Genomic DNA, 26,679 nt, shown 5'->3' on the forward strand with positions numbered 1-26,679 from the left:
GTAAGTGATCCTGGAACACCAACATTGGTAACGGCAGGCACTCAAAACTTCTGTTTGGTAAATGCTCCAACGTTTGCAAGTGTTCAGTTCAATCAAAGTAATATTGTTTGGTATACAGCTTTAACAGGAGGGACTGCAATTCCATCAACAACAGCGTTAACCACAGGACAATACTTTGCTGCAATTTCAGATCCAACAACAGGTTGTGAAAGTGCATCAAGATTAACAGTAGATGTTATTGTAACAAATCCGGCAACGCCAACTACTAATCAGGCGACACAGACTTTCTGTTCTGGAGTAAATCCTACCGTTGCTAGCATTCAAGTGAATGAAAGTAATGTAGTTTGGTACACAACACAAACTGGAGGAACGGCTTTAGCTTCTACTGCAGCTTTAACAACGACGACATATTTTGGAGTGATAAAAGATCCTGCAACAGGCTGTGAAAGCAGTGTTAGATTGCAAGTAGCAGTTACAGTTGGAAATACAACTAATCCAACAACTAATAATACAGCACAGACGTTCTGTTCTACTTCTGCTCCTACAATAGCTAACATTCAGGTGAATGAAAGTAATGTAACCTGGTATACAACGGCAACAGGTGGAACAGCAATTCCAGCGGGAACTGCACTTACTTCTGGAGTTTATTTTGGAAATATAGTAGATGCAGCAACAGGTTGTGAAAGTACAACTCGTTTGCAAGTTACTGTTACAATTGTTAATCCAAGTGCAACACCAACAACTAATAATGTGACTCAAAACTTTTGTACTATAAATAGACCGACAGTTGCCAATATTCAAGTTAATGAAGCAAATGTAGTTTGGTATACGACGGCAACAGGAGGAACGGCACTTGCAACAACAACAGCACTTACAACAGGTATTTATTATGGTGCAGTTTCAAGCGCAATTGGTTGTGAGAATCCAAATAGACTTGCGGTTACGGTAAATGTAAACGCACCAGGTGTCATTACAACGACTAATACAGCTCAGAAATTCTGTTTATCTGCGGCACCAACATTGGCTAATATTTCAGTAAATGAAGCCAATGTAGTTTGGTACGCAGCTGCAACAGGCGGAACGCCATTACCAGCCAATACACCGCTTACAGCGACAACTTATTATGCAGGAGCTTTAGCAAATACAACAAATGGTTGTGATAGTGCGTCAAGATTAGCAATAACAGTTTCATTTGAAAATGATGCAGCTTATCAAATTGCCACTACAGATGATACTCCTTGTGTATTCAAAGGTGTGACATACTCTATTGCAAATGGAAAATCTGATTACGTATGGACAATTAATGGAGGAACAATTATTACCGGTGGAGGTGCAGCAGACGGATCTGTTACAGTTTCCTGGTCAGATGTTGGTCCTGGAACAGTGTCGGTAACTTATACGAACACTTGTAACGAGAGAACAACGAAAGTATTAAATGTTAGTGTAACAAGCTGTTCAGATTTAACGATTACACATACAGTAGATAATCCGACTCCAAATTTTGGTGATCAGGTAACGTTTACAATTACGGTGAACAATGTTGGAGAAGGAGATTTTATAAACACTATTGTTAGTGATTTACTCCCAAGTGGTTTAGAATTAGTAAGCTCATCTGCAACTTCCGGAACATATGATCCGAATACCCAACTTTGGACAATACCAAGATTAAATGCTGGTCAAAGTGTAGTGTTGACAATTGTTGCAGAAGTATTACCTAGCGGAAATTACACAGTTGTTGCAACGGTAGAAACTTCAACTCCTTTAGATGTTGATACATCAAATAATTCAGCTTCAGTAACATTAGAGCCAATTTGTTTGACAGTTTACAATGAGTTTACGCCAAATAATGATGGTAAGAATGATCTGTTCAGAATTGATTGTATTGAATCTTATCCAAACAACGAGTTGAAAGTATTTAACAGATACGGAGCATTAGTGTACAGTAAAACACACTATGAAAATGATTGGAACGGAACAGCAAATGTTTCCGGAGTTGTTAATAGAGGAGATATGTTGCCAACAGGTACTTATTTTTATGTGATAACCATTGGAGATGGAACGGTTAAAAAGGGCTGGTTGTCTATTATGAGATAAGCCAATTCTATTAATCATCTAATTAAATTAACTAAATAAGTATCGTTATGAAACTATATATAAAATCATTAGAAACGTATTTCATCTTAATATGTTCTTTTATCACGGTTTGTGCTACAGCACAACAAGATCCTCAGTATACACAGTACATGTATAATACTATGGCGGTAAATCCAGCTTATGCTGGATCTACCGGAACCATAGAAGCAGCACTTTTATATCGTTCACAATGGATTGGAATTGACGGGGCTCCTGAAACGCAGTCCTTCTCAATTCATTCTCCTCTTCGAAATGAAAAAATAGGTTTAGGGTTGAGCATTGTAAATGATAAAATCGGCCCTTCTAATGAACTATATTTTGATGGAAACTTCTCCTATTCATTGCCTTTAGGTTACGAAAAAAGACTGGCCTTTGGTTTAAAAGCAGGAGCAAGAATGTTAAATATTGACTGGTCAAAAGGAAGGTATTATGATAAAGATGATGTTTTGTTAAATCAAAATATCAATAATCAAATGAAATTAGCAGTTGGAGCCGGAATTTATTACTATACTGATAAATGGTATGTAGGGCTATCAGTTCCAAGTTTTATTAGAAATGATTACTATGACGATGTTCAGGAATCTATAGATTATGATCGTCTGCATTACTTTTTAATGGGAGGTTATGTTTTTGATTTGAATCCAAATTTGAAATTTAAACCCGCATTTTTAGTAAAAGCAGTAAGCGGTGCGCCACTTACAGCAGATATATCAGCAAATTTTATGATTCAGGAAAAATTTGTGATAGGAGGAGCGTATCGAACAGATGATTCTGTGAGTATACTGGCAGGTTTTCAGATTGCACCAAGTTTTTATCTTGGATATGCATTTGATTACACTGTGAGTCAATTGAATAAATACAATGATGGTTCTCATGAGATCATCTTGCGTTATCAATTTGTGAAAAATCAAAGCAAAATCAAATCTCCTCGATTCTTCTAAAAATAAAACCTATGAGAAACCTATATATCCTGAGTTTAATTTTGAGCGTTACGTTTAGTTTCGCTCAAAAAACTAATTTGAAGCAGGCTGATGCCTTGTTTAAAAATTTTGCCTACCTGGACGCTTCAAAAGCTTATGAGGAATGTTTGCAAAACATAAAAAATCCATCAGCTCAGACTTTGAAAAATGCGGCAGATTCCTATTATTTCATTTCCGATTCCAGAAATGCATTAAAATGGTATCGAAAACTTTATGAAGTACAAGGAAATAACTTAACTGATATTTACTATCTGCGTTACATTCAATCCATGAAAGCAGTTATGGATTATGATGAAGCAGATAGAGTTACTAAAGAATATCTGGATAAAAAAGGAGATAAAAAAGAGATCAACCGCTATGTTGCCCAAAAGCAATATATGGACAGTGTAGCGAAAGCGAAACCTCTTTATACTTCTAAAAATCTGGATATTAACACTAGTAAATCAGATTTTGGAGCTACTTTTTTCAAAGATCAGGTCGTATTTTCTTCGGCTCGTGATACTACCAAGTTTAGCGAAAAATTGTATAGTTGGAACAATCAGCCTTTTTTGAGCTTGTATATAGCTGAAAGAAACCCTGCAGATGGAAGTCTATTTAACGAAACTGTTTTTATGCCAAATGTAATGACTAAATATCATGAAGCAACTGCTAGTTTCGATAGCCAGGGGAAAACCATTTATTATTCAACAAACATTGTAAAGAAAAATAAACTGGTTGTAGACGATGCCAAAGTCAATAATTTTCAGATCATCAAAGGATCAATCGTCGACAATAAACTAGAGAATCCACAGAAAGTCTTTTTTGACAGTGATGATTATTCCGTTGGGCATCCTTCATTAAGTGAAGACGGACAATGGCTTTTCTTTGCCTCAGATATGCCTGGAGGATTTGGAGAAACAGACTTGTATGTGGTTAAAATTGCTGGTGATGGTACGATGAGTTCTCCGTTAAATTTAGGCCCAACGATTAATACAATTGGTAACGAAGTTTTTCCATTTTATCAGAATGGAGTTTTATATTTCTCTTCTGACGGACATTATGGAATGGGGGATTTAGATGTATACGAAAGTAAATTTTTGGCAGACGGAACTTTTACAACACCAAAGAACCTTGGAGCACCAGTTAACAGTAACAAAGATGATTTTTCTTTTATAATTAACAAAGCAGAAACTTATGGTTATTTTTCTTCCAATCGTGCAGGAGGAAAGGGAGATGACGATATTTATTCTTTTGTAAAAGGAAAACCGGTGTGTAATCAAAGTATTTCCGGGATAGCAGTAGATCGAAAAACTAAAAAACCGCTAACAGATGTTACAATCTTAGCTTATAATTCTTTCAGCGAAGTTTTGGGGGAAACCAAAACAAACTTTGACGGAAAATATGCTATAGAAGTTCCTTGTAATAAAGTGGTTAAGATGATCGCTGCAAAACCAAATTACAGTAGTGATGATAAAACCGTCGAAACAACTGGTGAAAATGGCGGAGAAATCAAAGATGTAAACTTTGAATTAAGTAATTATGATGATTTAGTTGTCAAAAAACAAGGTGTAGAAAAAGTAGATGTGAATCCAATTTATTTTGATTACGATAAATATGATATTACACCAAAAGCAATTGAAGAATTGACTAAAGTAGTTTTTATCATGCAGAAGTTTCCAAACATTAGAATCAAAATTGAATCGCACACAGATTCTCGCGGAAAAGATTCTTATAACTTGAAATTATCAGACAACAGAGCAAAATCGACTAGAGATTACATTTTGTCACAAGGTATTGATCCTTCCAGAATTGAAAGTGCAATTGGTTATGGCGAAAGTCGATTAATTAATAAATGTAAAAATGGCGTAAAATGTACAGAGGAAGAGCATTTGTTAAATAGACGTTCCGATTTTATCATTATTCAAAAATAGTTTTATATTTACGCTGTAATTATTTGATTATCAGTAAAAAGTATAAACGTCGAAACCATTTGGAAGTTGGTTTTTTTAATTCTTTTTTAAGAATAATGGACAAGGAGAAAATCAGGCTGCATGAATTTGCAGTCTGATTTTTGATTTTTTAAAACTTTCACTTTTTATGCTTTTGAACAAAAAATGTTCTAATTTTGATAATCAATATATCACCATTATAATTAGCAGAATTTTATGAGCATTCAGGAAACCATTCAAACATTACGAAATGAACTTAACCAGCACAATTACAACTATTATGTGCTAGATAATGCGACAATTTCTGATTATGATTTTGATATAAAACTGAAAGAACTTCAGGATCTGGAAAACAAACATCCAGAGTTTTTTGATGAAAATTCTCCAACGCAAAGAGTAGGTGGAGCCATTACCAAGAATTTTAAAACAATTGCGCATCAATTCAGAATGTATTCTTTAGACAACTCTTATTCTAAAGACGATCTTTTGGATTGGGAAAACCGTATTCAAAGAGTTCTTGGAAATGTCAATTTACAATATACCTGTGAATTAAAATACGATGGTGCCTCAATAAGCATTACTTATGAAAACGGAAAATTAGTTCAGGCATTAACGCGTGGCGACGGTTTTCAGGGAGATGAGGTTACTAATAATATTAAAACCATAAAATCAATTCCGCTTCATTTAAAAGGAAATTATCCTGATAAATTTGATATTCGAGGAGAAATTATTCTGCCTTTTAAAGGTTTCGAAAAAATGAATCAGGAATTAATCGAAATTGGCGAAACTCCTTATTCAAATCCAAGAAATACAGCTTCAGGAAGCTTAAAATTACAAGACAGTGCTGAGGTTGCAAAACGTCCATTAGAATGTTTGTTGTATTTTGTTACAGGAAATAATCTTCCGTTTAAATCTCAGTTCGAGGGTTTGGAATCAGCTAGAAGCTGGGGATTCAAAGTTCCGAATGAAGCGAAATTAGTCAATAATATGAATGAAGTTTTTGACTTTATTGACTACTGGGATGTTCATCGTCATAATCTTCCTTATGAAACAGATGGTGTTGTTATAAAAGTAAACAGTATTCAGCATCAGGAAGAATTAGGATATACAGCAAAATCGCCACGTTGGGCAATTGCTTATAAATTCAAATCAGAGCAGGTTTCAACTAAATTAAAATCAATTTCATACCAGGTTGGAAGAACTGGGGCGATTACGCCGGTTGCCAATTTGGAGCCTGTACAACTTGCAGGAACTATTGTAAAAAGAGCTTCTCTTCACAATGCAGATCAGATCGAAAAATTGGATATCCGAATCAATGACACTGTTTTTGTAGAAAAAGGAGGGGAAATTATTCCAAAAATCATTGCAGTAGATTTAGAAAAACGTCCTGAAAATTCAGAACCAACGCATTATATCTCTTATTGTCCGGAATGTCATACCGAATTGGTTAGAAATGTTGGAGAAGCGAATCATTATTGTCCGAATTTCTATGGATGTCCTCCGCAGATTATCGGAAGAATTCAGCATTATATTTCCAGAAAAGCCATGGATATTGAAGGGCTTGGCGGAGAAACCGTTGCCTTATTATTCAAGAATGGTTTAGTTCATAATTATGCAGATTTGTACCAATTGAAAGTAGAAGATATTCTGCATTTAGAAAGAATGGCTCAGAAATCAGCTGAAAATCTGGTGAATGGCGTTCAGAAATCAAAAGAAATTCCTTTTGAAAGTGTATTGTTTGCATTAGGAATTCGATTTGTTGGAGAAACAGTGGCTAAAAAATTAGCCAAACATTATAAAAATATAGATTCTCTAAGTCAGGCTTCTCTAATGGATTTAATTTTGGTTGATGAAATTGGAGAAAGAATTGCCAAAAGTGTCATCGAATTCTTTGAAAACGAAGAAAATAAAGTCATCATAGAACGCTTAAAAAAATACGGAATACAATTTGAAATTGTAGAAAAAGTCAACCCAAATGCTACCGAGAAATTTATTGGTAAAACTTTTGTAGTTTCAGGAGTTTTTAGCCAATTTTCAAGAGATGAATTAAAGAAAGCGATCGAAGATAACGGAGGTAAAGTAGGAAGTTCTATTTCTGCAAAAACCGACTTCGTCGTGGCGGGAGATAATATGGGGCCGGCTAAATTAGAAAAAGCAACCAAATTAAATATTACCATATTGTCGGAAGAAGATTTTATAACCAAATTAAATGAAGCCGAATAAACCGTCGCTAATTTTATTTTTTTTCGCCTTGTTGTGTACCATCATTTTTGATTGGACACAACAGGATTTTCTTGCGACTTATGCTAAAGCCATTGTACTTCCTGCTATTTTTATCTACTTTTTAATAAGTAGTGAATTCCAAATTGGAAAAACAGAAGGCGTAATTTTCTTCTTTTGTTTTGTGGGACAAGTATATGATTTAATGGATATCGAAAGTTCTGAATTAGGAGGTGTCATTAGTTTTTTGATTGTTTATCTTCTAATTGTAACAATATTTATTCGGGAACATGAAAGAATAAAATTGACAAAACGAGACATTTTGCCAATTTCTATAGTGGTCGTTTTTATTGTTTATCTGTTAATTTCTGTTCTGAGTTTACAACTTGACAATATGAAGAAATTTATTTTACTTTATACTTTCTATGGTATCGTTTTGAGTATAATGAGTTATTTCTGTTTTGTAAGTTATATTACAAAAGGTACACATATTACTTTACTGATGTCTTTAATGGCTGTAAGCTATATTTTCTCAGATATTTTCTATATTTTCAATGAATATTTCTCGTATTCAATTGTTTTGGTTCTAATACGGGATGTAACTCAAATTCTGGCTTATTACTTTATGGTAGAATACTTTTTAGAAAAAGCCAGAATTCAAAAGAAACCTATACAACAATAGTTGTTCCTTGATTTGTATGGGCTTTATCTTTGTCAAAATAAAAGTCAATTCGGCCTAAATTGATTCCGTAACATCCCACCTGATTTACCAGAACATCTTTACCTGCTTTATTTTTTACAACAGTTGGCTTGTCTAAGAAAGTATGAGTATGTCCGCCAATAATTAAATCAATATCCTGAGTTTGTTCAGCAAACTTCAAATCACTGATTTTTTCAGGATCATCTTTGTATTTATAACCTAAATGAGAAAGACAAATTACCAAATCACATTTTTGTTCCTGTTTTAAAAGTCTGGTCATATCCTGAGCGATTTCAACAGGATTATTGTAAACTGTTTCTAAGTACAATTTTTTATCAACCAAACCTTGTAATTCAATTCCAACACCGAAAACACCTACTTTAATTCCGTTTTTATTGAAAATTTTATAAGGCTTTACATGTCCGTCCATAACGGTGTTTTTGAAATCATAGTTTGAATTGATGAAATCAAAAGTAGCGTGCGGAAGCTGTGCATACAATCCGTCAAGGCCATTATCGAAATCGTGATTTCCAATAGTCGAAGCATCGTATTTCATCATACTCATCAATTTGAATTCCAGTTCGCCTCCATAATAATTAAAATAAGGAGTTCCCTGAAAAATATCACCAGCGTCTAATAAAAGAACATTCGGATTTTCTTTTCGGATAGATTCAATCAATGTAGCACGACGAGAAACCCCTCCTTTATTAGGATTACGCGGATCATCAGCGGGGAAAGGATCAATATGGCTGTGCACATCGTTAGTGTGCAGAATAGTTAAATGTTTAATATCGTTAGTTCCAAAACTGCTCAAAGACAATCCTAAACTTAGTAGGGCAGTACTTGCAGCTGTTTTTTCGATAAACTCTCTTCTTTTCATTTTTTATATTTTTTGCAGTAATGCTAATATTCTTTTTTTTGATTTATTCTTCTGTAATTCTGATGTTTTTTGGAGCTACAACGGTGTCAACTTCCTTAAAATAATCAATCAGAACATTTCTAAGTTTATAGTTTAAATCGAATTTCTCAGTGCCTTTTGCGAAAAAAGTCATGCTGTCGCCACCATTTGCCAAATAATCATTTGTAGCAACATAATACGTTTTACTAAGATCAAGAGGTTTTCCTTGTACCATAATATTCTTTGCAGTATTGTCTTTTGTAATTGTAAAAGTCATTCCAGACAATGGCTGCGGTTTTTTCTCCTTTATAATATAAGCTGCGATGTCTAAAATTTGCTCACCTTTTAAGGCAATAACAACCAAATTGTTTTCAAAAGGCATAATTTCAAAAGCCGTTCTTGTGGTTACATTTCCTTTTGGAAGAATAGCACGAATACCACCGTGATTTAAAAGACATAAATCAATTTCTTTTTTCTCACGAGCTTTAAAAACAAGATTACCTCTTTGCAGGCATACATCGGCCAATAAACTTCCAATGCTTGTCTGCCATTTCCCTGTACTCTTATCAAGCGTTTCAGGACAGTAAGCTAAAACATTGTCTAAGTCTTGGTTGATATGATCACGATAAGGCTTTATAAAGGCTTCAATTGTTTGAGTTTCACCAGCGTTTTCAGTAACCGGCAGCTGTTTCCCCTCTATTTTGTTTAGGTTGTAGCTTTTCGGACTACAGGAAGATATTAAAAAAAGTGTTAAGAATATAACAAAAAGTTTCAAAAATCCGTTATACTTTTTTAGTTTTACCATTTTAAATGCAACTTAAATAATTAATTTTGTAATCTGGTAAAAGTACTATGTTTTTGAATTATATAAAGGGATTTTTTGTAAAAAAATCATTAAAAAATAACTTAGGTAATCAAAAAAACATTGACTTTTCAAAGAACGTTCAAACAATTGGTTTATTGGTAGATGAAAGTAGTTTTAATCATTCTGAAACGCTGATAAAAGAATTAACGCTTCAGGGAATTGCTTTAGAAAACATAAAAATTGTTGCGTACAGCAGTAAATTCAGAAAAAAAGAAATGTATTTACGACCTACTTTTGGCAAAAGCCATATTAGTTGGAATGGAGAAATTACAGAAGACTTTTTGTACGAATTTGTAAATTCAAAATTTGATCTTTTGTTGAGTTATTATAATGAAGAAAATATATTCTTGATGATGCTCACTGATCGATCAAAAGCTAAATTTAAAGTTGGTTTTGCCTCTGTTGACAATAATTTGAATCGTTTGATGATTAATACGGAATTAGAAAATTATAAACTATTCGTTTCAGAATTGTTTAGGTATTTAAAAAATATAAAATAAATTATTATTATAATATGCAATCATTAATAGGAACTGGAGTTGCACTGGTAACGCCATTTAAAAAAGATTTTTCAGTTGATATCGAGGCTTTACACCGAATCGTAAACTTCTCTATAGATGGAGGAGTTGAGTATCTTGTGGTTATGGGGACAACAGCAGAAAATGCTACCCTTACAGCAGAAGAGAAAGAATTGGTTATAAAGACAGTAATCGATGTAAATAAAGGAAGATTACCTCTGGTTTTAGGAGTTGGAGGAAATAATACTATGCAGATTGTTGAAGAATTAAAAACAAGAGATTTTTCTGCTTTTGAAGCGATATTATCTGTTTCACCATATTACAATAAACCTACTCAGGAAGGGATTTACCAGCATTTTAAAGCAATTGCCGAGGCTTCTCCGGTTCCTGTGATCTTATATAATGTTCCGGGAAGAACGTCAAGCAATATGCTTCCGTCAACTGTGGTACGTTTGGCAAATGATTTTGAAAATGTAGTAGCGATTAAAGAAGCTGCCGGAGATATGGCTCAAGCGATGCAGATTATTAAAAATGCACCAAAAGATTTTTTGGTGATTTCCGGAGATGATATGCTGGCATTACCAATTGTTTTAGCAGGTGGAGCAGGCGTAATTTCGGTTATTGGTCAAGGTTTTCCGAAAGAATTTTCAGAAATGATCCGTTTAGGATTGAATAAAAAAGCAGCTGATGCTTTCAAAACACATTACTTTTTATCAGACAGTATCGATATGATTTTTGAGCAGGGAAATCCGGCAGGAATCAAACAAATCTTCCAAGCCCTTGGAATTGCTGAGAATACTGTTCGTCTTCCATTGGTTTCCGTTGATGATTCTTTAGCAGAGAGACTCAATGAGTTTGTAAAAAACAGCATTAAATAATTGTTAAAGTGTTAGTATTTTAAGATACTAAAAAATTATTTTGCAGTCGCTAAATTAATAACTAAATTTGCCACCGAAACTTCGGTGTGATTTTGTTTTGGCAAAAATTGTCTGAGAGATCATAATAAAAGTAAATAAATGAAAAAAATAGTATCACTATTAATTGTTGTTGCCCTTTTTGCTTCTTGTGGAGAATATCAAAAAGCTTTAAAAAATGAAGATGTTGCAGCTAAATTTGAGGTAGCGACAAAAATGTATGATGCTGGTAAATACAATAAGGCTATTCGTCTTTTTGAACAGTTAGCACCTTCTTACAGGGGAAAACCTCAGGCAGAGAAGTTATTTTACATGTTTTCTCAATCGTATTACAAAACAAAACAGTATTATTTAGCTGGTTACCAGTTTGAAAGTTTTGTTTCAGGATATCCACGAAGTGAAAAAGTACAGGAAGCAGCCTTTTTAGGAGCTTACAGTTATTCAAAATTAGCACCTGTTTACAGTTTGGATCAGGCAGATACAGTAAAAGCATTAGAGAAATTACAGGCCTTTATCGACAATTATCCAAACTCAGAATACCTTGCGCAGGCTAATGAGACTGTGCAATTACTGAATGGTAAATTGGAGAAAAAAGCATACGAAAATGCAAAAGGATACAATACAATTTCAGATTATAAATCAGCTTTAGTTGCTTTTGATAATTTTATTGCTGATTTCCCTGGAACTCCTTTTAAAGAAGATGCGTTGTTTTATAAATACGATTCAGCATACCAATTGGCAATTAACAGTGTGCCTTCTAAAATGGAAGAGCGTCTTAATGTTGCCAAAGTAGCTTACAGTAACTTAATTAAGTTTAAAAGCGATACTAAATACAAAGTTAAAGCGGACGAAATGAACGCCAGAGTTGAAACAGATTTACAAAAATTTACTAAATAAATAAAAGTCATGGATTTAAAAAAGACGAATGCTCCTGTTAATACAATAACTTACAATAAAACAGTTATTGAAGAGCCAACAGGAAATGTGTATGAGGCAATTACCATTATGGCTAAAAGAGCAAATCAAATTAATTCAGAGATTAAAAAAGAATTGACTGAAAAATTAGAAGAATTTGCTACTTACAATGATAGTCTGGAGGAAGTTTTTGAAAATAAAGAGCAAATTGAAGTTTCTAAATTTTACGAGAAATTACCAAAACCGCACGCTTTAGCTGTTCAGGAATGGTTAGACGGTAAAACTTACCACAGAAGTTCAAACAAATAATAGTACAATGTCAGTTTTAAACGGTAAAAAGGTTTTACTGGGAGTTTCCGGTGGAATCGCAGCGTATAAAACGGCTTCATTAGTACGACTTTTTATAAAAGCAGGTGCACATGTCCAAGTGATCATGACACCTGCTTCTAAGGATTTTGTAACCCCGCTTACATTATCTACCTTATCAAAAAATCCGGTACATTCAAGTTTCTTTAATCAGGATGATGAAGAAGCAGTTTGGAACAATCACGTAGAATTGGCTCTTTGGGCTGATATTATGCTGATTGCGCCAGCGACTGCCAATACGTTATCTAAAATGACAACAGGAAACTGCGATAATCTTTTAATCGCGGCCTATTTATCTGCTAAATGTCCAGTCTATTTTGCTCCGGCAATGGATTTGGATATGTACAAACATCCTTCAACTTTATCTAGTTTTAGTTCTTTAAAACAGTTCGGAAATATTATGATTCCTGCTGAAACCGGAGAATTGGCGAGTGGTTTGTCCGGGGAAGGCCGAATGGCTGAACCTGAAAATATCATTGCTTTTCTTGAGGCTGATTTGGAAAGTAAATTACCTTTAAAAGGGAAAAAAATACTAGTTACTGCGGGACCAACATACGAAGCGATAGATCCTGTACGTTTTATTGGAAATCATTCTTCAGGCAAAATGGGATTTGATATTGCTAATGAAGCGGCAAATTTAGGTGCAGAAGTATTTTTAATTGCTGGTCCTACACACTATAAAGCTAAAAATGCTTTGATAAAAGTGGTCGATGTAGTCTCAGCTCAGGAAATGTATGATGCCTGTCATTTATATTTTAACGAAGTGGATGCGGCTATTGCAGCGGCTGCTGTTGCAGATTACCGCCCAAAAGTTGTTGCAGATCAAAAAATTAAGAAAACAGATGCAGAATTTTCGATAGAACTTGAAAAGACAAAAGATATCTTGTCTTCATTAGGAGCTATCAAAAAAAATCAGTTTTTAATTGGATTTGCATTAGAAACTGAAAATGAAATTGAAAATGCTAAGTTGAAAATTCAGAAAAAAAACTTAGATTTGATTGTTTTAAATTCCTTACAAGATAAAGGAGCAGGTTTTAAAAAAGAAACGAATAAAGTAACTTTTATCGATAAAAATTTTGAAATCGAACCAATGGAATTAAAATCAAAAGAATCTGTAGCGGCTGATATTTTGGATAAAGTAATTCTGCATTTCTCAAAAGACTAAATTTAGAATATACGCCGAAAATACAAACTGGAAACAATTTGTGTTTATATAATTAAATATTTTAGAAGAGTATGAATAAGATAGTTACACTATTAGTATTTTTAAGCTTTGGTTTTGTACAAGGGCAACAGCTAAATTGTACAGTAACTATCAACACAGAACGACTTACAAATCCTAATAATCAGGTTTTTAAAACGCTTCAGACTTCTTTGTCTGAGTTTGTTAACAAAACAGATTGGACGGGAGCTCCTTTAAAACAAAACGAAAGAATTAACTGTTCGATGTATATTACCTTATCATCAAATAGTTCAGATCAATTCACAGGAACTATTCAGGTTCAGTCATCGAGATTGATTTTTAATTCAACTTATTCCTCTCCGATTTTAAATTACAACGATAAAGATTTTAATTTCAGATATACAGAATACGAACCGTTATTGTTCAATCCAACGACTTATGATTCGAATTTAGTTTCTGTAATTTCTTTTTATTGCTATGTAATTTTAGGTATGGATGCAGATAGTTTTCAAATGGGAGCGGGCAATCAATACCTTCAAACAGCACAAAATATTGCTAATGTTGCACAGCAAGGCGGATTTAAAGGTTGGAATCAGTCCGATGGGCTTCAGAATCGTTATTATTTAATAAATGACATGATTGCGCCAACTTATAGCGATTTACGTCAGACAATGTATGCTTATCATACAGGTTTGGATGGTATGAGTCTGGATTTAAAAGCATCTAAAGAAAAAATAAAATCTGCATTAATGCTTATTGGAAAATTAAACTCAGTTAAACCAAATGCGTTTATAACCCGGGTTTTCTTTGATGCAAAATCAGATGAAATTGTATCTATTTTTTCTGGTGGTCCAAGTATTACAATTACTGATTTAACGGATGTTTTAAATAAAGTTTCTCCGTTAAACTCCACTAAATGGTCACAGATAAAATATTAATCTGTATTTCATAAAAAAAAATCTTCTTTAACTTTTATTTTTACAAAATTGCCCTATGATTACGTCACTGTCAATTAAAAATTATGCGCTTATCGAAAAACTGACTATAGATTTTTCTAAAGGTTTTTCTATAATAACAGGTGAGACAGGAGCTGGAAAATCAATTATTTTGGGAGCAATTGGTCTTGTTCTTGGAAAAAGAGCTGATCTTACTTCATTAAAAAATAAAGAAGAAAAATGTGTAATTGAAGCACAGTTTGAAATTTCAAAATACAATCTTAAAGATTTTTTTGAAGCCAATGATCTGGACTATGAAGAGGAAACAATCATTAGACGCGAAATACTTCCGTCCGGAAAATCTCGTGCCTTTGTAAATGATAGTCCGGTAAATCTTCAGGAATTACAGGATTTAAGTTTGTATTTAATTGATATTCATTCGCAACAGCAAACTCAGGAATTGTCTGATGAAAGTGTTCAGTTTAAGATTATTGATGCTATTGCTAATAATTCAGATATCATTTCGGATTATCAAAAGCTTTTAAAATCATATAAATCAGATAAGTCAAAATGGAATGCTTTACTGAAGAAGCAAAGCGATTCTGGAAAAGAACAGGAATACAATACATTTTTATTGAATGAATTGGTTGCTGCGCAATTGAAATCTGGTGAACAGGAAGAATTAGAAGTAGATTATGAGAAACTGAATAATGTTGAAATAATCAAAGAATCGCTTGATAAATCACTTGCAATTGCAAACGAAGAACAATTTGGTGTTTTTCATAATTTGAATGAAATAAAAAATGCACTGCAAAAAGTAGCGCTATTTTCACCGGAATATCAGAATTTGTTTGAAAGGATAAGCAGTTTAGCAATTGAGTTTGATGATGTTTCTAAAGAATTAGAGAGTTGCTCTGAGAAATTATTAAATGATCCGGTACAATTAGAATTAGTAAATCAGAAATTACAATTGATTTATAATCTTCAGAAAAAACATCAGGTAGATTCAGTTGCTGATTTATTGCAAATTCAGACAGATTTAGGAAATACTTTACTGGAGTTGGATAATATGGATGAAGAAATAGCTTCTTTGTCTAAAATTATAGAGCAAAAAGCATTAGAATTGGATAATTACGCTGATAAGATTCATAAAAACAGAATAAGTGCGATTCCAAAACTTTCAGAGCAGTTAATTTCTATTTTAGAAACTTTAGGAATGCCGAATGTTCGTTTTAAAATGGAATTAATACCTTCAGAGACTTATTTTCAAAATGGAAAAGATGAATTGCAGTTTTTATTTTCTGCTAATAAAGGAACCGATTTTGGTTTGCTGAAAAAAGTAGCTTCCGGTGGGGAAATGTCTCGAATTATGCTGGCAGTTAAAGCAATTCTGGCGAAATATTCCAAACTTCCGACTTTGATTTTTGACGAAATTGACACAGGAGTTTCAGGAGAAATTGCAATCAGAATGGGAGAAATCATGAAAGAAATGAGTAACACGATGCAGATTTTTGCAATTACGCATTTACCACAAATTGCTGCTAAAGGAGATTCTCATTTCAAAGTTTCTAAATCGACAGTTGGGGATGATACATTGTCTGAATTGAAACTTTTATCACAAGAAGATCGAATTATAGAAATTGCCCAAATGTTGTCGGGAGCTAATATATCCGATTCAGCATTGAATCATGCAAAACAATTATTGAATTAAAATACCACAATGGAAAGTTTAAGTTTTTACGAAAATCAGTTTATAAAAGCAGATTCATTAATTTCTGAAGGAAATTCAGCTGATGCTAAGGAACTTTTGGAAGAAATTTTATCACAGTATCCTGATTTCGGAAAAGCACATAATCATTTGGGGTGGATTTATTACAATAAAATGAGTGATTATGAAAAAGGTATATATCATTATAAACTAGCGATAAAATTTGATCCTAAATACGCTGCTCCTTATTTAAATTATACTTATTTATTAATAGATATTGGCAGATATACAGAAGCAAAAGAGCATATTAAATTTACCTTGTCTAATTTGGAAAATGCTGATAACTCTTCTTATAACAGTGAATTAGGTAGAATGGCGGAATATGAAGGACAATTTACTGAGGCATATAATTATTATAAAGACGCTAATAAAAATGCCTTAAACCCAAATTTTATTGACAATATGAAGGCTAATATGAAAAGGGTTAAGGATAAAATGTCTATTTTTGAAAAATTAAAACTGAAATTGAAATAATACAAAAAAAATAATTGCAAGATGATTATAGAACCTAGAATGAGAGGATTTATTTGTTTGACTGCCCATCCAACGGGAGCTGAACAAAATGTAAAAAATCAAATCGAATACGTAAAATCAAAAGGAGAAATTGCCGGGCCTAAAAAAGTTTTGGTAATTGGTGCTTCTACAGGTTTTGGGTTGGCTTCAAGAATTACTAGTGCTTTTGGTTCTGATGCTGCTACAATTGGAGTGTTTTTTGAAAAACCACCAGTTGAGGGAAAAACAGCTTCTCCGGGATGGTACAATTCTGCAGCATTTGAAAAAGAAGCTCACAAAGCGGGTTTATATGCAAAAAGTATTAACGGAGATGCGTTTTCAAACGAAATAAAAAGAGAGACTCTTGATTTAATCAAAGCGGATTTAGGACAAGTGGATCTTGTAATTTATAGTTTAGCTTCACCAGTTCGTACAAATCCTAATACAGGAGTTACGCATCGTTCAGTTTTAAAACCAATTGGACAAACTTTTACAAACAAGACAGTTGATTTTCATACAGGAAAGGTTTCTGAAGTTTCTATTGCTCCGGCTAATGAAGAGGATATCGAGAACACTGTAGCTGTTATGGGAGGTGAAGACTGGGCAATGTGGATTGATGCCTTAAAAAATGAGAATTTATTGGCAGAAGGTGCTACAACAGTTGCTTATTCTTATATCGGGCCATCTTTAACAGAGGCGGTTTACCGTAAAGGAACTATCGGTCGTGCAAAAGATCATTTAGAAGCTACTGCATTTACTATTGCAGATTCTTTAAAATCCATTGGAGGAAAAGCTTATGTTTCTGTAAACAAGGCTTTGGTTACTCAGGCAAGTTCTGCAATTCCGGTAATTCCATTGTATATTTCTCTTTTATACAAAATTATGAAAGAAGAAGGAATTCATGAAGGTTGTATTGAGCAAATTCAGCGTTTGTTCCAGGACAGATTATACAATGGTTCTGAAGTACCTGTAGATGAAAAAGGAAGAATCAGAATTGATGACTGGGAAATGCGTGAAGATGTTCAGGATAAAGTGGCTAAACTTTGGTTAGAGGCTACTACTGAAACTCTGCCAGAAATTGGAGATTTAGCAGGATACAGAAGTGATTTCTTAAACTTATTCGGTTTCGAATTTGCTGGTGTTGACTACAATGCAGAAGCAAACGAAGTTGTTGAAATCGAAAGTATCAAATAACATATTTTACTTACCGTAAAACCGAAAACCATCAACCAAAAGTTGATGGTTTTTTTGTTAATATACCCTATCTTTGTTAAAATTTTAAACAATAAAAAATTACCCTTTAATAACCGCACATTCTGCTATGATTTTTTCTTTAATTATACCCGTGTATAATCGTCCCGATGAAGTTGATGAGCTTTTGGAAAGTCTCTCAAAATCTGATTATAATGAAGCTTTTGAAATTGTTCTTGTCGAAGATGGATCTTCCATTCCATGTAGAGATGTTGTGATGAATTATCAAGGAAAATTAAATATATCGTATTATTTTAAAGAAAACTCCGGTCCGGGAGATTCCAGAAATTATGGAATGCAAAGGGCAAGAGGAGATTATTTTATCATTTTTGATTCAGATTGTATTATTCCTTCCAATTACTTGACGGAAGTTCGTAAAGAATTGGATAGAGAATATGTAGATTGTTTTGGAGGGCCTGATAAAGCCTTAGATAGCTTTTCTAACATTCAGAAGGCAATCAATTTTGCCATGACTTCTTTTCTTACTACGGGGGGAATTAGAGGTGGATCTGAGAAAATAACTAAATTCCAGCCGCGAAGCTTTAATATGGGGATTTCTAAAAAAGCTTTTGAAGCTTCAAAAGGTTTTGGGAACATTCATCCAGGAGAAGATCCGGACTTATCGATCCGTTTATGGAACTTAGGTTTTGAAACCAGACTGTTTTCAGAGGCTTATGTATATCATAAAAGAAGAATTGATTGGGAAAAATTCTCCATTCAGGTAAAGAAATTTGGTATTGCACGACCTATTTTAAATAGTTGGTATCCAGAGCATAATAAACTGACTTTCTTCTTTCCAACAATGTTTATACTTGGTTTATTATTAGCTTTTTTATTGTTAATTTTCAATATAGATATTTTATTACAATTATATTTCGTATATTTCGTTATAGTTTTTCTTACATCAAGCGTTCAAAACAAAAGTATCAAGATTGGATATCTTTCAGTAATAGCGGTCTGGAAACAGTTCTATGGTTATGGAACTGGTTTTTTAGAATCTTATGTAAAAATAATTTTATTGAAAAAGAAACCTCAGGAAGCTTTTCCACGTATGTTTTTTAAATTGTAAGAATGACAAAAGTTATTGGCCTTACGGGAGGAATTGGCAGTGGGAAAACAACCATTGCAAACTATTTTGAAGAAATGGGGGTTCCTGTTTATATAGCAGATAATGGAGCCAAAAATGTAATGCAGTCCGAAGAGATTATTGAAGAGGTAAAAAATGCATTTGGCCAAGATATTTTTGATGGAGAAGTTTTAAATAGAGCAAAGCTAGCTCAGATAGTTTTTAATGATAAAGAACAATTAGCAAAGTTAAATTCAATAGTACATCCAGCTGTAAAAAAAGATTTCGAATCTTGGATGCAGGAATATAAGAATTTTGATTATGTTGTTTATGAGGCAGCTATTTTATTTGAAAGCGGTCGTTATAAAGAATGCGATGTTATTATAACCGTTACTGCTCCGGAAGAAGTTAGAATCGAAAGAGTTGTAAAACGCGATAAAACTACAAGAGAACAAGTTTTAAGCAGAATGAAAATGCAGTGGAATGACGAAAAACGAATTTCTAAGAGCAATTTCGTGATTAATAACAATAATCTTAAAATTGCTAAGGAAGAAGTTGTTAAAATTCTTAAAATTTTAAATATAAAACAAAATCAGTCTTAAATGTTAATATTTGGTTAATGTATTATTTAGTATATTGTTAAAATATTAATTTTGTTTCGATGAATAAATTATTTTTTAGAATACTTGTTTTATTGATGAGTTTGTCCTTAATCGGGATAATTCTGGTTCAAGTATTTTGGTTCAATTCTTCGTTCAAGAATAATGAAGAACAATTTAAATACCACGTTACTCAAGTAATTGGAAATGTTGCAGATAAACTGGAACAGCAAGAGGAGTACAGTTTCTACGACAAATACAACCGTATTAAAGACAGCACGGGTAAAATTCCAAAAAAAGAAGATTTACTAGAAGTACTTTATGTACAAAGAAACCCAAAAACGAATAAAACAATTGTTTATTCGAGTACTTTGACATCTGAAGATTACGATATAAACGGATCTCTTTTTAACAAAAAGTTCAGTAGTGAGCGTTTTAAAAATTTTAGTTCAAAAAGAGTAACCGAAGTTTATAATAATAACGGTGGAATTGATAATAACGGCTTAGGACAGAGTATCATTCCTGATCTGAAAATTGAAAAATCAGGAAGTTTAGATATTCTAAATAAAGTACAGCAACAGATTCAATATAAAGATATTGCTTCTTTAACCCCAATAGAGGGAAGGGTTACAAAAGATAAGCTTTATAAATTATTGAAAAAAGAGCTGGAAGAATATGAAGTTAAAACCAAGTTTGAATTCGCAATATACAGTAATGGAATTCCAACTAAAATTAAATCTGATGGATTTCATTCTTTAGATAAAGAAGCAACTTACAGTATTCCGGTTTTTACTGATAATGAAGGGAATAGTAAATATGAATTATCAGTTACTTTTCCGCACAAAAAGAAGTTCTTATTATCTGAATTATTAAGTATAACTATTCTATCGATAGTTTTTACTTTGATTATAATTGTGGCTTACACGAGTGCATTAAATCAATTACTGCGTCAGAAACATATTTCTGAAATCAAAACAGATTTTATAAATAATATGACGCATGAATTTAAAACACCAATTGCGACAATAAATTTAGCACTAGATGCTATTAGAAGTCCTAAGGTAATTGAAGATAAGGAAAAGGTTTATCGTTATCTTCAAATGATTAGAGATGAAAATAAAAGAATGCATGCTCAGGTAGAAAATGTACTGCGTATCTCTAAACTGGAAAAAAGAGAGCTTGATATTACAAAAGAACCTACTGTAGTTACTGATATAATTGATGATGCAATAGAACATGTAAATCTAATATTAGAAGACAGGCAAGGTACAGTAGAAAGACATTATGATGCTGCTAGAACAACAGTTTTGATAAACGAGGTTCATTTTACCAATGTATTGGTTAATATTTTAGAAAATGCGATAAAATATTCTCCGGATGTTCCTAAGATCGAAGTCTTTACAGAGAATGTAAAAGACATGATTTTGATAAAAGTTAGAGATCACGGATTAGGAATGAGTAAGATAGCTCAAAAGCGAGTTTTCGAAAAGTTCTACAGAGAACACACTGGAGATTTGCACAACGTAAAAGGCCACGGTTTAGGTTTGGCCTATGTAAAAAGAATTGTAGAAGACCATAATGGTCAAGTATATGTAGAAAGCGAAAAAGGAAAAGGTAGCACCTTTATAATAAAAATACCATTAATAAATTAAAATATGGAAAATACTAACAAAAGAATACTTTTAGTAGAAGATGACCTAAATTTTGGGGCGGTTCTTAAAGATTATCTAATGTTAAATGACTTTGAAGTTACTTTAGCTAAAAACGGTATGGAAGGTTTCGAGAAATTCAAGAAAGATGTATACGATCTGTGTATTCTTGATGTAATGATGCCTTATAAAGATGGTTACACTTTGGCCAAAGAAATTAGAGAAAAGAACAGTGAAGTGCCAATTATCTTTTTAACAGCAAAATCTATGAAAGAAGATGTGTTAAAAGGTTACAAAGCTGGTGCTGATGATTATTTAAATAAACCTTTTGATTCGGAAGTTCTTTTAATGAAGATTAAAGCAATCATTCAAAGAAAATCTGCTGATACAAAAGCGGAACAAGTACAATTCGAATTTAATATTGGTAAATTCCATTTAAATTCAAAACTTAGATTCTTGACTTACCAAGATGAAGAGCCAATTAAATTGTCTCCAAAAGAAAATGAATTGCTTAAAATGCTTATTCTTCATGAAAATGACTTAATGCCAAGAGAATTAGCTTTAACAAAAATCTGGAGAGATGACAACTACTTTACTTCAAGAAGTATGGATGTTTACATCGCTAAGTTGAGAAAATACCTAAAATCTGATGAAGATGTTGAAATCCTGAACATTCACGGGGAAGGTTTCAGATTAGTGGTAAAAAGCAAAGTTGCTGAATAATAAATTCACAAAAAATAATATAAAAGCTCTGAGAAATCAGGGCTTTTTTTGTAGGTAATCTTGTCATTTCTCCTTCGTCGAAATGAAAGATCAAGTGAAAAAGATTAATATTTGAAATTTTTTTATTGAAAAATCTTGAATAGGAACACGAAAAAAGTATACCGCTTCTATATGTTCTAAGGCTTTAGTTTTCAAATAGATATTCTTTTTTTTGAAATTTTAAAAACATTCTAATTTATTTTTTTGAAGAATTTTCTTTAAAATAAATTTGGAAAATCAAAAAACAATTCACAATATTTGCACACAAAAAAAATAATAACCCTTTAAAAACGAAGAAAAAATGTTTGTACTTACATTGACATCACAAAGCTTCACACCAAACGGATTTGGTGCAGCACTTCTTCGTGGCTTATTTCAATCTTAGAAATTCTTTTTAGATATATAAAAAAGCCCGAAGACATTTAGTTTCGGGCTTTTTTTATTCTAGACACTTCAAATTTTCCCGAAAACCGATTTTATTTATTTATCCGTCAAGGATAAAATGTTTAAGCCTGTGTGGCTGTTAACTTAATGCATTATAATTTTTTAATGGAAAATTATACGGTAGACGAGTATGCTTTATGTACTCGTTTTAAAAGCAATAGAAGAAAAAAAAGATTAGTTAAAAAGGATTTTGATAAACAATTAATTCAATTAAGAAACCTTGAAGTTGAGCTTTGGAACAAACGAAGAAATTTACCATTAGTTCCTTTAGAAGTTCCTTATCAAAAAGGCTGGCAGCGTAATTTCAAGTTAAGAGATGATGTTGCACGATCTGCGGAAGCTGAATTTTACAAAGAATTACTGATAAAAATTAATACATGGCAGTTTTCTCCTGAAAAATCTTTTAAAAGAAAGAAAAAAAGAAAAAGCAGACATGTTTATGTTGAAAAGATTCAGACTGTAAAAGAATTTTCAGAATGGGAGTGGAAAAGTCCAAAATTAGAATTGACTGAAAAAGAAAAAGTACATTTTTATAAACGCGAACGTTGGTGTAGCAACTTTAAAAGATATAAAGTGCACTATGTATTTAACGAGCCTTGGCGATATGTACTTCGCGTTAGTCCTTATATGATAACACATACAAGGATGGTCGATTCAGATTTAGAAAGTGAAATTCAAGTTGTTGAAAATTATATTGTTAATCAGAATCTAAGAAATAAAATAAACAAATTAGTAGACGGTTTCTCTCGAAGCTGGAGTTATTATGATTATGAAAATCCAAAAGAGAAAAACCCCATTAAAAATATGAGTCTGCATGCTTTGTATCAGCAATATGCAGACGAAATGATAGAAAATCATGGGAAATAAATTATCTGGAAAAGACCTGATTAAATTGGGTTTTCCAAAGAACAATTCAATAAATATAGCCTTAGGGCAGATAAACAGATATAGAAAAAGAGAAAAAAAAGAATCTATTCTAACAGAAGCAAAAGACGTTCTATTACATCCTGAAAAATATGAAGGAAACGGAACTTGGGGAAAGGTAGCTGAAGGTTTGATTAAACCTGTACAGGTAAGAATGCATCAGCTTAAAAATACTAGAGCACCTTTTAAAATTTTCGGAGAAAATGAAATCGATGATCAGGCAAAATTTCAATTGTATGATTCATTAAAACTGCCAATTTCAGTTGCTGGAGCTTTAATGCCAGATGCACATTCAGGTTACGGATTGCCGATTGGCGGCGTTTTGGCAACAGATAATGCTGTAATTCCGTATGGAGTTGGAGTGGATATTGGATGCCGAATGAGCCTTTCGATTTTTGATTTGCCAGCTTCTCATTTTAAAGGAAAAGAGCATCAGCTGGAAGCAATTTTGAAAGACAATACAAAATTTGGAATGTATGAAACGCACACTTCTCGTGTAGATCATGAGGTGTTTTACAATAGCGGATTTCAGGATATTCCGCTATTGAAAAATCTTCTTCCAAAAGCTTATAAACAATTAGGAACATCTGGCGGAGGAAACCATTTTGTAGAATTTGGAATTGCTAAAATTGATAATCCTGAGAACGAATGGAGATTGGAAAAAGGTGAATATTTTGCTGTTCTTTCACATAGTGGTTCACGTGGATTGGGCGCAAACATTGCGAAGCATTACACGTATTTGGCAACAAAGCAGTGTCCGTTACCAAAAAATGTACAGCATTTAGCCTGGTTGGATTTGAATACGCACGATGGTCAGGAATATTGGCTGGCGATGAATTTAGCAGGAGAATATGCTAAAGCTTGTCACGACGATATTCACAGAAGAATTGCCAAAGCAATTGGAAAAAGGGTAGTGGTAACAATTGAAAACCATCACAATTTTGCCTGGAAAGAAATGGTAAACGGTCAGGAATGTATTGTGCACAGAAAAGGCGCAACGCCAGCAGGAAAAGGGCAATTAGGAATTATTCCGGGTTCGATGACTGCTCCAGGTTTTATTGTAAAAGGTAAAGGAAATGCTGAAAGTTTGAATTCTGCTTCGCACGGCGCGGGACGTTTGTTTTCGAGAGCGAAATGCAAAAGTACTTTCACACAAAGCGAAATCAAGAAAGTTTTGAAAGCCAACGACGTAACCTTGATAGGAGGAAATATTGACGAAGCGCCAATGGCCTACAAAGACATTACAAAAGTGATGGCAAACCAGACAGATTTAGTGGAGGTTTTAGGAACGTTTACGCCTAAAATTGTTAGAATGGATCGCTAAAAAGTAAAAAATTATGGAAAGGTTTCAAGATGAAAATAAATGGCTGGGACATTTTTATAACGAGATTTTCGTGAAATGTCCCAAATGTGAATCTAAAGGAGTTTTGAAAGAAGTTCCTAAAAATTGTGAATGTGGAAAATGCATAACAATGACTTTTGAATGTAAATCCTGTTTTTATAAAGTTGATGAACCAGTTTATCAATACAAAGCACTTGGAAAGCATTACTGTGGTAATTGTTATGAAAAATTTGAGTATGAGTCTCCTATTTTCAAAGAAAGACCAGAAATGTATCAGGTTAAATGTCCGCATTGCAGTTTTAGCGGGGAAATAAAACCTACGATTTTAAGAACTAGAAAAGAACCGCAAAAAGATGGTTTGGTAAGAGAACCTTGGTACAATTTACAGCTTTGGTTTCAAAAAGAAGTCAGAGGAAATGTTTTTTGGGTTTATAATCAGGAACATTTAGTGTACTTGGAAAAATACATTAAAGCTGATTTAAGAGAGAGAAATAATAATGGAAGCGGTAATAGAACAATGGTTTCACGACTTCCAAAATTTATTAAAGAAGCAAAAAACAGAGAAAAGCTTCTTAAAATATTAGAAAAATGGAAAGAATAATTCAGATAACAGCGGGTCGCGGGCCTGCAGAATGCACTTGGGTTGTCGCCCAAGTGCTTAAAAAAGTTTTGGAAGAGGCCCAAGATCAGAATTTAGATGTGGTTTTGTTGCAAAGAGAAAAAGGAGAAGAGAACGGAACCATAGAAACCGCATCGATTGCTGTAAAAGGAAAAAATGCTGATCAGTTTGTGAAGTCTTGGGTTGGAACGATTCAATGGATTGGACAGAGTCAGTTTAGGAAAATGCACAAACGTAAAAACTGGTTTATTGGAATTTTTGAAATAGAATCGCAGAAAAACGTTTCAGTTTCAGAAAATGATATTCAGTATCAAGCCATGAGAAGTTCAGGAGCAGGTGGCCAGCATGTGAATAAAGTCAGTTCGGCAATTCGGGCGACACATATTCCAACAGGAATTGCAGTTGTAGCAATGGATAGCCGTTCGCAGCATCAAAACAAAAAACTGGCAACAGAAAGATTATTAAAAAAATTAGAAGACGAAAAACTAGTTCAGCTTAAAAATCATGTAGGAAGACAGTGGGAAAATCAGCTCAATGTAGAGCGCGGAAATCCAGTGAGAGTTTTTACGGGAAGTGATTTTAAAAAGAACAAAGTAGAGAAAAGTTATAAAGGAACTCGTCAGAAATTAAAAAACGATTTACGCAATGAAAACAACTGATAAATACCTTTTTCAAGCCTTGGATAATTATCCGTTTTGGTTGGAAGGAACAATAGAATCTTTAGATTATGCTTTTTCTTATGATGATAAAAATACAATGGTTTTGTGTTTGTACGGAAGAATTCAGGCAGAGCAATTGATGAACTATGAAGAAGCGAAATCTTATTTTCAGCAGGCTTTATCGATTAATATTCATGCTCTTGAAGTGTATCCGTATTATTTAAAAACTTTGATTTTAAATGAAGATTATGAAGAAGCTCGAAAGCTCATTGATTTTGCCTTAACGGTAAAAGGAATCAATAAATCTGAAATTTATGTCAAGAAAGCCATTCTTTTAGAAGCGCAAAATGAGTTTAAAAAAGCATTAAAAGAAATTAAAAATGCGAAAATTCATTTGTTGCAATTCAATTATGAATCGGATATTGCAGATGTTGAGAAGAGAATTGAAAGTAAAATTGATTTACTGAAAAAGAAGAAAAAGAAATCTAAGAAAGGTTCTAAAAAGAAATCGAAATGATTTTGATAAAAAAACGATGCAATTTGCATCGT

25 protein-coding genes are annotated in these 26,679 nt (G+C 33.1%); 23 read left to right on the forward strand and 2 right to left on the reverse strand.

The features are described from left to right. From ACFS3A_RS04370 to ACFS3A_RS04390, 5 genes are all read left to right on the forward strand, one after another. A partial coding sequence (locus ACFS3A_RS04370) for an Ig-like domain-containing protein (protein WP_379824125.1) occupies positions 1-2,094 on the forward strand: 2,094 nt, incomplete at its 5' end. A 47-nt stretch (positions 2,095-2,141) separates the two neighbouring features. Next, positions 2,142-3,074, forward strand: a complete 933-nt coding sequence (locus tag ACFS3A_RS04375; protein WP_379824127.1) for a PorP/SprF family type IX secretion system membrane protein — start codon at positions 2,142-2,144, stop codon at positions 3,072-3,074. A gap of 11 nt (positions 3,075-3,085) precedes the next feature. Beyond that, a complete protein-coding gene (locus ACFS3A_RS04380) occupies positions 3,086-5,023 on the forward strand; it encodes an OmpA family protein (RefSeq protein ID WP_379824128.1) in 1,938 nt (645 codons plus the stop codon). A 234-nt stretch (positions 5,024-5,257) separates the two neighbouring features. Further along, positions 5,258-7,264, forward strand: coding sequence for an NAD-dependent DNA ligase LigA (gene ligA, locus ACFS3A_RS04385; RefSeq protein ID WP_379824129.1), 2,007 nt, complete (start codon positions 5,258-5,260; stop codon positions 7,262-7,264). Next, a complete protein-coding gene (locus ACFS3A_RS04390; protein WP_379824130.1) occupies positions 7,251-7,943 on the forward strand; it encodes a lysoplasmalogenase family protein in 693 nt (230 codons plus the stop codon). Before ligA ends, ACFS3A_RS04390 begins: the two co-directional genes overlap by 14 nt. Here ACFS3A_RS04390 and ACFS3A_RS04395 read toward each other — a convergent pair. Continuing rightward, entirely contained in the window at positions 7,930-8,841 is a 912-nt protein-coding gene (locus ACFS3A_RS04395; protein ID WP_379824131.1) for a bifunctional metallophosphatase/5'-nucleotidase, read from the reverse strand. The genes ACFS3A_RS04390 and ACFS3A_RS04395 overlap by 14 nt on opposite strands. Before the next feature lie 43 nt (positions 8,842-8,884). Further along, entirely contained in the window at positions 8,885-9,664 is a 780-nt protein-coding gene (locus ACFS3A_RS04400; protein ID WP_379824132.1) for a 5'-nucleotidase C-terminal domain-containing protein, read from the reverse strand. 47 nt (positions 9,665-9,711) lie between these two features. Between ACFS3A_RS04400 and ACFS3A_RS04405 the strand changes: the two genes are divergently transcribed. The 18 genes from ACFS3A_RS04405 (at position 9,712) to ACFS3A_RS04490 (ending at position 26,647) form a co-directional block, all read left to right on the forward strand. Continuing rightward, positions 9,712-10,224, forward strand: coding sequence for a DUF6913 domain-containing protein (locus ACFS3A_RS04405; protein ID WP_379824133.1), 513 nt, complete (start codon positions 9,712-9,714; stop codon positions 10,222-10,224). Positions 10,225-10,238: 14 nt separating this feature from the next. Beyond that, positions 10,239-11,120, forward strand: coding sequence for a 4-hydroxy-tetrahydrodipicolinate synthase (dapA, locus tag ACFS3A_RS04410; RefSeq protein ID WP_379824135.1), 882 nt, complete (start codon positions 10,239-10,241; stop codon positions 11,118-11,120). Between the two features lie 138 nt (positions 11,121-11,258). Beyond that, on the forward strand, positions 11,259-12,053 hold the full coding sequence (locus ACFS3A_RS04415) for an outer membrane protein assembly factor BamD (RefSeq protein WP_379824137.1): 795 nt from the start codon (positions 11,259-11,261) through the stop codon (positions 12,051-12,053). A gap of 9 nt (positions 12,054-12,062) precedes the next feature. Then, positions 12,063-12,380: a DNA-directed RNA polymerase subunit omega gene (locus tag ACFS3A_RS04420; RefSeq protein WP_008463064.1), complete on the forward strand. Its 318-nt coding sequence runs from the start codon at positions 12,063-12,065 to the stop codon at positions 12,378-12,380. Between the two features lie 7 nt (positions 12,381-12,387). Beyond that, positions 12,388-13,602: a bifunctional phosphopantothenoylcysteine decarboxylase/phosphopantothenate--cysteine ligase CoaBC gene (gene coaBC / locus ACFS3A_RS04425; protein ID WP_379824139.1), complete on the forward strand. Its 1,215-nt coding sequence runs from the start codon at positions 12,388-12,390 to the stop codon at positions 13,600-13,602. A gap of 71 nt (positions 13,603-13,673) precedes the next feature. Beyond that, entirely contained in the window at positions 13,674-14,558 is an 885-nt protein-coding gene (gene porD, locus ACFS3A_RS04430; protein WP_379824140.1) for a type IX secretion system protein PorD, read from the forward strand. Between the two features lie 55 nt (positions 14,559-14,613). Beyond that, complete coding sequence (gene recN, locus ACFS3A_RS04435) at positions 14,614-16,266, forward strand: DNA repair protein RecN (RefSeq protein WP_379824142.1); 1,653 nt, start codon at positions 14,614-14,616, stop codon at positions 16,264-16,266. 9 nt (positions 16,267-16,275) lie between these two features. Continuing rightward, the gene (locus ACFS3A_RS04440; RefSeq protein WP_379824144.1) at positions 16,276-16,797 is read left to right on the forward strand and encodes a tetratricopeptide repeat protein; all 522 of its coding nucleotides are present in this window, start codon (positions 16,276-16,278) and stop codon (positions 16,795-16,797) included. A gap of 21 nt (positions 16,798-16,818) precedes the next feature. Then, positions 16,819-18,009 carry an enoyl-ACP reductase FabV gene (gene fabV, locus ACFS3A_RS04445; RefSeq protein ID WP_379824146.1) on the forward strand — a complete coding sequence of 397 codons (1,191 nt, stop codon included), beginning with the start codon at positions 16,819-16,821 and terminating at the stop codon, positions 18,007-18,009. Positions 18,010-18,136: 127 nt separating this feature from the next. Beyond that, positions 18,137-19,135, forward strand: a complete 999-nt coding sequence (locus ACFS3A_RS04450; protein ID WP_379824148.1) for a glycosyltransferase — start codon at positions 18,137-18,139, stop codon at positions 19,133-19,135. A 2-nt stretch (positions 19,136-19,137) separates the two neighbouring features. Then, on the forward strand, positions 19,138-19,734 hold the full coding sequence (gene coaE, locus ACFS3A_RS04455) for a dephospho-CoA kinase (protein WP_379824151.1): 597 nt from the start codon (positions 19,138-19,140) through the stop codon (positions 19,732-19,734). A 59-nt stretch (positions 19,735-19,793) separates the two neighbouring features. After that, positions 19,794-21,383: a sensor histidine kinase gene (locus tag ACFS3A_RS04460; RefSeq protein ID WP_289658524.1), complete on the forward strand. Its 1,590-nt coding sequence runs from the start codon at positions 19,794-19,796 to the stop codon at positions 21,381-21,383. A 3-nt stretch (positions 21,384-21,386) separates the two neighbouring features. Beyond that, positions 21,387-22,103 (forward strand): response regulator transcription factor, encoded by a 717-nt coding sequence (locus ACFS3A_RS04465; RefSeq protein ID WP_379824152.1) that lies wholly within the window; start codon positions 21,387-21,389, stop codon positions 22,101-22,103. Positions 22,104-22,691: 588 nt separating this feature from the next. Continuing rightward, positions 22,692-23,453, forward strand: a complete 762-nt coding sequence (locus ACFS3A_RS04470) for a hypothetical protein (RefSeq protein WP_379824153.1) — start codon at positions 22,692-22,694, stop codon at positions 23,451-23,453. Further along, positions 23,443-24,834, forward strand: a complete 1,392-nt coding sequence (locus tag ACFS3A_RS04475) for an RtcB family protein (protein WP_379824154.1) — start codon at positions 23,443-23,445, stop codon at positions 24,832-24,834. Before ACFS3A_RS04470 ends, ACFS3A_RS04475 begins: the two co-directional genes overlap by 11 nt. A gap of 13 nt (positions 24,835-24,847) precedes the next feature. Next, on the forward strand, positions 24,848-25,453 hold the full coding sequence (locus ACFS3A_RS04480; protein WP_379824156.1) for a hypothetical protein: 606 nt from the start codon (positions 24,848-24,850) through the stop codon (positions 25,451-25,453). Continuing rightward, on the forward strand, positions 25,441-26,130 hold the full coding sequence (gene prfH / locus ACFS3A_RS04485) for a peptide chain release factor H (protein WP_379824157.1): 690 nt from the start codon (positions 25,441-25,443) through the stop codon (positions 26,128-26,130). The genes ACFS3A_RS04480 and prfH overlap by 13 nt, the downstream gene beginning before the upstream one ends. Further along, on the forward strand, positions 26,117-26,647 hold the full coding sequence (locus ACFS3A_RS04490) for a hypothetical protein (protein ID WP_379824159.1): 531 nt from the start codon (positions 26,117-26,119) through the stop codon (positions 26,645-26,647). Before prfH ends, ACFS3A_RS04490 begins: the two co-directional genes overlap by 14 nt. Positions 26,648-26,679 lie beyond the last annotated feature (32 nt).

The sequence above is a fragment of the Flavobacterium notoginsengisoli genome (assembly GCF_042686225.1).
In the GTDB taxonomy this organism is placed as follows: Bacteria; Bacteroidota; Bacteroidia; order Flavobacteriales; family Flavobacteriaceae; genus Flavobacterium; species Flavobacterium notoginsengisoli.

Excerpts from the sequence above, each read along its gene's own strand:
- ACFS3A_RS04375 (WP_379824127.1), top strand. The coding sequence starts at position 2,142 with ATGAAACTATATATAAAATCATTAGAAACGTATTTCATCTTAATATGT.
- ACFS3A_RS04380 (WP_379824128.1), top strand. The coding sequence starts at position 3,086 with ATGAGAAACCTATATATCCTGAGTTTAATTTTGAGCGTTACGTTTAGT.
- ligA (WP_379824129.1), top strand. The coding sequence starts at position 5,258 with ATGAGCATTCAGGAAACCATTCAAACATTACGAAATGAACTTAACCAG.
- ACFS3A_RS04390 (WP_379824130.1), top strand. The coding sequence starts at position 7,251 with ATGAAGCCGAATAAACCGTCGCTAATTTTATTTTTTTTCGCCTTGTTG.
- ACFS3A_RS04395 (WP_379824131.1), bottom strand. The coding sequence starts at position 8,841 with ATGAAAAGAAGAGAGTTTATCGAAAAAACAGCTGCAAGTACTGCCCTA.
- ACFS3A_RS04400 (WP_379824132.1), bottom strand. The coding sequence starts at position 9,664 with ATGGTAAAACTAAAAAAGTATAACGGATTTTTGAAACTTTTTGTTATA.
- ACFS3A_RS04405 (WP_379824133.1), top strand. The coding sequence starts at position 9,712 with ATGTTTTTGAATTATATAAAGGGATTTTTTGTAAAAAAATCATTAAAA.
- dapA (WP_379824135.1), top strand. The coding sequence starts at position 10,239 with ATGCAATCATTAATAGGAACTGGAGTTGCACTGGTAACGCCATTTAAA.
- ACFS3A_RS04415 (WP_379824137.1), top strand. The coding sequence starts at position 11,259 with ATGAAAAAAATAGTATCACTATTAATTGTTGTTGCCCTTTTTGCTTCT.
- ACFS3A_RS04420 (WP_008463064.1), top strand. The coding sequence starts at position 12,063 with ATGGATTTAAAAAAGACGAATGCTCCTGTTAATACAATAACTTACAAT.
- coaBC (WP_379824139.1), top strand. The coding sequence starts at position 12,388 with ATGTCAGTTTTAAACGGTAAAAAGGTTTTACTGGGAGTTTCCGGTGGA.
- porD (WP_379824140.1), top strand. The coding sequence starts at position 13,674 with ATGAATAAGATAGTTACACTATTAGTATTTTTAAGCTTTGGTTTTGTA.
- recN (WP_379824142.1), top strand. The coding sequence starts at position 14,614 with ATGATTACGTCACTGTCAATTAAAAATTATGCGCTTATCGAAAAACTG.
- ACFS3A_RS04440 (WP_379824144.1), top strand. The coding sequence starts at position 16,276 with ATGGAAAGTTTAAGTTTTTACGAAAATCAGTTTATAAAAGCAGATTCA.
- fabV (WP_379824146.1), top strand. The coding sequence starts at position 16,819 with ATGATTATAGAACCTAGAATGAGAGGATTTATTTGTTTGACTGCCCAT.
- ACFS3A_RS04450 (WP_379824148.1), top strand. The coding sequence starts at position 18,137 with ATGATTTTTTCTTTAATTATACCCGTGTATAATCGTCCCGATGAAGTT.
- coaE (WP_379824151.1), top strand. The coding sequence starts at position 19,138 with ATGACAAAAGTTATTGGCCTTACGGGAGGAATTGGCAGTGGGAAAACA.
- ACFS3A_RS04460 (WP_289658524.1), top strand. The coding sequence starts at position 19,794 with ATGAATAAATTATTTTTTAGAATACTTGTTTTATTGATGAGTTTGTCC.
- ACFS3A_RS04465 (WP_379824152.1), top strand. The coding sequence starts at position 21,387 with ATGGAAAATACTAACAAAAGAATACTTTTAGTAGAAGATGACCTAAAT.
- ACFS3A_RS04470 (WP_379824153.1), top strand. The coding sequence starts at position 22,692 with ATGGAAAATTATACGGTAGACGAGTATGCTTTATGTACTCGTTTTAAA.
- ACFS3A_RS04475 (WP_379824154.1), top strand. The coding sequence starts at position 23,443 with ATGGGAAATAAATTATCTGGAAAAGACCTGATTAAATTGGGTTTTCCA.
- ACFS3A_RS04480 (WP_379824156.1), top strand. The coding sequence starts at position 24,848 with ATGGAAAGGTTTCAAGATGAAAATAAATGGCTGGGACATTTTTATAAC.
- prfH (WP_379824157.1), top strand. The coding sequence starts at position 25,441 with ATGGAAAGAATAATTCAGATAACAGCGGGTCGCGGGCCTGCAGAATGC.
- ACFS3A_RS04490 (WP_379824159.1), top strand. The coding sequence starts at position 26,117 with ATGAAAACAACTGATAAATACCTTTTTCAAGCCTTGGATAATTATCCG.